Genomic DNA, 4,436 nt, shown 5'->3' on the forward strand with positions numbered 1-4,436 from the left:
GGTAACCCACCGCAAACCTTGTGCACATGGTTTCTAACCGTAGTTTTCGATACATTTAACGCATCTGAAATCTCTTTTATCGTTATTTTATCTTCTGCCAATGACACTCCCTACCTTTCTGCCCAAAAATAAAATTGTACACAACCAAATAAACCTATGCGGTTCGATTTTTTAAACTTTCTTCTTTTGCTCGTTCTTGAAGTTCAAATTTATGTTCTAATGCAAATAACTCTTGCTCCAAAGCATCTCTGAGAACTCCTGATTTCGTTTCTAAGAGCAGTAAGCGATATCTGGTTATAGAAGCAAGCAATCCTCTTTTGTCGGCTACACGCTTATTATATTGCTCTATAATGACGGTGTTTTCAAAATCATGCTCTTCGTCCTTGATTTGAATCGACTTACGAAGCGTCAAATTCTCATCTTTGAAGCCTAATGTCTCTCTAACGTGCTTATATTTCATTGGACGACGTTCAGGATAAACAATGCCTTTCGATTTGCTGAAAATGTTCATACCAGAAGGATACATGTGCAGACGACCACCTTTTATAACCGCCTTACTTTCATCTGTTTTTGTGGTTTCGATCCCCTCAGAACCTTTCTGACGCAAGATATCTTCATAATTGCTTTCATCATCTTCCACCAAAATATCTGTTAAATATGCACACAAATACGCACCTAAATTATCCGTTTTATCAATGCGTTTCACATCCACAAACCCATGAGACCAAAGATTCGCAAAAGTCTCATTTGGAATATAAACACTTTTCAAATGCGGAAATTTTAGCAGCATATGAATATGCCACGCCCCACGCCCTTGTGGTTCCAATACTTTAACAAACTCAAATTTACTCTTATTTTTGACGTTTAGCTTATATTTTTTGTTTTTTCCTTTTTTCTTATAAGCAATCTCTCGCACTTCGCCATACTCATTGGCCATAAAATACTTCAATCGCTTGATAAACTTATCAAAATCAGCGGAAACTTTTTTCAAATCTTGCACATTATCAGCGTAAGTCAACGTTGTCCAAAGCTCATTTTTCTTTCCAGAAAAATTATTATTTACCAAATAACCTAATTTTTTAAATGTTTTACGTAAGCTGTCTAGATTTTGCCCTCGATTCTCAGAATGCGCAAAATCTTTAATTTCACCCGTCTGTAAGTCAACATATTGGTCTTTGGAAATTTTTTTGATCGGCGCAGACATATTTTTATGAGATAAATATTGCACTTCAATAATTTCGCCCATATCAGTGACCGTCACATAGTCATCATTTTGGATAAAAGCATCGATTCTTCTCATTTCTACCATGTCTGCACCTCCTCTGGCTACGCCTGCCGAATACTTTTTCTCGTAATGTTTAGTTAAAATCAAGTTAATGGGTTTTCGGTCGCTACGCTCCCTACAACCCTTGCTAGAGCGCTTGTTTTGCCTTTTCTCCACTGGAGATCTACCGAGCTGCTGACGTGCACAGCACTCGCCTTAGGCACGCTAGAAGCGTGCCAGGCGCAGCTAAAACACTCGGTAGAATTAAGGCAACCCAAACAATCGCTCCAGCAATCATTCTTCCTTTTTGAACACAAAAAAATGCAAGAGATTGACATCCTAGCTTCCCACCCTTGGTCAGCCATTCACTCAATATCTTGCATTCCTCTTGAAATGCCTATATAATATCTTCGAATGGTAGATAAAGGGCCTAACTTTATCTATCTGTAACGTTAAGAGCCTAGGAACTCTTAACGTTTTTTTTGCGTTCTTTTTTTCAGTACTATCAAATTAAAGTAAGTATACCGCTACCAACTAACCATGACAAGAAAAATCCGAAATATGTTTATTCCACGTTTCCTTGACAGCAGGTTCCCTTCCCCCCCGTACCCCCTACGCTTTGTCGCAAATTCAGCTTCTGACTTGCTCTCGCTTCAGTATAACAGGGGGAAGCCTACTGTAAAGGAACTTTCGCGGCATAAAACGTTCGTTACATGATATTAGTAAAGTAAAAGAGTAGTCGTTTTTTAATGACTACTCTCTTAAAATTTTCTATTGTTTTCAAGCGTATTTTTCCTGTTTCTTTTTTTCGAAAATTCTTATCACATTTACAATAATAATCGAAGGTATAGTGAAGTAGACAAAAAAATTCGACAGTGGTAAAACAAAGTATAAGAAAACTCCTAATACTACCGCAATAATCAAAGAAATTTTTGTTAATGACATAGTGATTACCCCCCAAAAACTATTTTATTACGTAATTTTGATCTGTACTATAGGTGTCAGTTGAAATATTACTAAAATGAGCAATATAGTTTAATTGTACACCTTTACCCTTTTTTGCGGCATTTACAAAGACTTGATTTGCATCAACTGCAGATCCAAAAACCATCGCAACTATTCCAGCAGTTAACCCTGTTAAACCAATAAAACCAGCAATTGCACTAACAGTATTTAACTTTTTAGTTTGAGAACTTAATGACTTACATTTAGCAGGAGTAACATAATAACTCATTTTATAACAAGTATACGAAGTATGATTATGATTATATTTTGTACTTGCAGCTTCCACAGGCTTTACGAAAAACGAAAAACTGAACAAAAGACTAATAGTTACCAAAACATTTATAAATTTCTTCATAGATAAACCTCCCTACAATGATATAATAAATTACACTATCTATAATATAGGAATGTCTATATAAAAAAATAATACATAGGGAATTTATTAAAATAAAATAGAGCTTAAGGGAGATCTGTACTCACATTCGTGGTCAACCCAGTATTACTAATACTCACAAAATATATATAAGTAATAGGATTATTTATCTCTTTAATTCAGATATTGATAAATTAAATACGCATACCATAATAACCCTATAAAAAAGAACAGATTTAAAATGTTTTTATTTATTTTTCTTCTTTGGTCTCTAAAGTAAGGGGACCTTTTTTGCCAAAATAATTTCCTGTTTTTAACATCAGAAAAAAATAATCTGAAAATTATAAATAAAACTGGAAGAGAAAAGTTTAACAATATATAAAAAATATCTGAACGATTTTCAATTATGATAAATCCTATTAAAATAAATAATAAAACAAGAATAATAAGTCTGTACTGAATTTTCATAGAGCACCTCTACAATCAAATTTACACTCTCTTGATAGAATAATACTACCAACTAAACAATCTGTAACTATCATTCTGACGCCACCTTTTGTTTTTCCCGAATGGATATAAGAATTGAATAAACCTTCTCCAATGTTAAGACGTGCATATCAGATAAAACCAACTTATATTGATAAAACATAACCACTTTTTTTGCTAAAAACGGAAAGAGCATAAGGTAAACGCACCACTCTCATGCTGAAAGTGGGAAAATAGGCTGTGCCTATTGCGTTTTGAATAAAACAAATGTGATACCACACCATAGTTTTTAGCAGTTGTCAGGGAGTTGTTCAGAGACTACTCAAGTAGTCATTTTTGCGAAAAGTAGTCTCTAGGTACCACCATCGATCGTCCTTTTTGAAAGACAAATTATTACAAATACTTTGCAACAATTTCACTATAAGTAAGCTTTTTTGATTCTTTTTTTTCTTCTTTTGGTTTCTCTTTTTTCACATTCATTGGTCTTTTTACTGGTCTATTTTTTACTTTTTTTCGTCGGTTATTTGCCCATTTTCCTCTTTGTTGAGTCTTCACTTCTTTGTATTTTTCAGAACTTTCAAGATCAAAAATATCGACGTCCATCGTTTCCGCAAAACTATTTGAATAGATTAAAAGTTCATCCAAACGGTTTAAAAGTGCACGCATTTGGATATTTTCTTTTATCTTTAACCGATACAATTCCAAAATAATATAGCGAATTAAAGCACTGTCCGTTGCTGAATCTTCCACCGATAACAATTCTTTTAATTCTTCTAATGCGTCTCTATGTTCAGGATCAATATAAATTTGCAGCCGTTCTTTTGTCATTCCTTTTTTCCTTCTTTCATTCCTCTATCGTTTCCAAATTTGCCACCACTTGCGTTTACGAAGCGTATCATTTTCTAAAAGTAATTGTTGCGTTTTCTCTTGCTGAAGTAAAAACGAATGTTGGTGATTGCGTAAATCTTGTAATAGTTCAGAAATTAATTGATCCTTGATTTTTAATTGCTTATCTTTTTCTTCTAACTGTTTTTTTAACACCTCAAATGTTTCTTCGACCGAAACATCAGTTTGCGGTAACTTTGCACTCAAGTTATCGGTCAAGTTTGCAGATAAGTTTGCACTTTTACTACTTTTCGATAACAGTATCGATTCTCGAACAAGTTCAGCTGTATCAATGCTTAGAATGATTTTTTGTCCCTTTTCTACAACCGGTAACCCACCGCAAACCTTGTGCACATGGTTTCTAACCGTAGTTTTCGATACATTTAACGCATCTGAAATCTCTTTTATCGTTATTTTATCTTC

The 4,436-nt window shown here is 34.1% G+C and carries 5 protein-coding genes; all 5 read right to left on the minus strand.

Annotated features, from left to right (window positions below; translation table 11 throughout):
* The coding region (locus tag RK01_RS13580; RefSeq protein ID WP_244874983.1) for a helix-turn-helix domain-containing protein at positions 1–107 on the minus strand (107 nt) is incomplete at its 3' end.
* A gap of 47 nt (positions 108–154) precedes the next feature.
* On the minus strand, positions 155–1,309 hold the full coding sequence (locus RK01_RS13340; RefSeq protein WP_016173812.1) for a rolling circle replication-associated protein: 1,155 nt from the start codon (positions 1,307–1,309) through the stop codon (positions 155–157).
* Positions 1,310–2,228: 919 nt separating this feature from the next.
* Complete coding sequence (gene bacA / locus RK01_RS13350) at positions 2,229–2,624, minus strand: bacteriocin 51 precursor BacA (protein WP_016173814.1); 396 nt, start codon at positions 2,622–2,624, stop codon at positions 2,229–2,231.
* A gap of 897 nt (positions 2,625–3,521) precedes the next feature.
* Positions 3,522–3,956, minus strand: a complete 435-nt coding sequence (locus RK01_RS13360) for a hypothetical protein (RefSeq protein WP_016173815.1) — start codon at positions 3,954–3,956, stop codon at positions 3,522–3,524.
* Between the two features lie 24 nt (positions 3,957–3,980).
* Positions 3,981–4,436 (minus strand): MerR family transcriptional regulator (locus RK01_RS13365; protein WP_016173816.1); only part of this gene is annotated, 456 nt, incomplete at its 5' end.

Origin of the sequence: Enterococcus dispar ATCC 51266, assembly GCF_000406945.1 — a bacterium.
Taxonomy (GTDB): domain Bacteria; phylum Bacillota; class Bacilli; order Lactobacillales; family Enterococcaceae; genus Enterococcus_C; species Enterococcus_C dispar.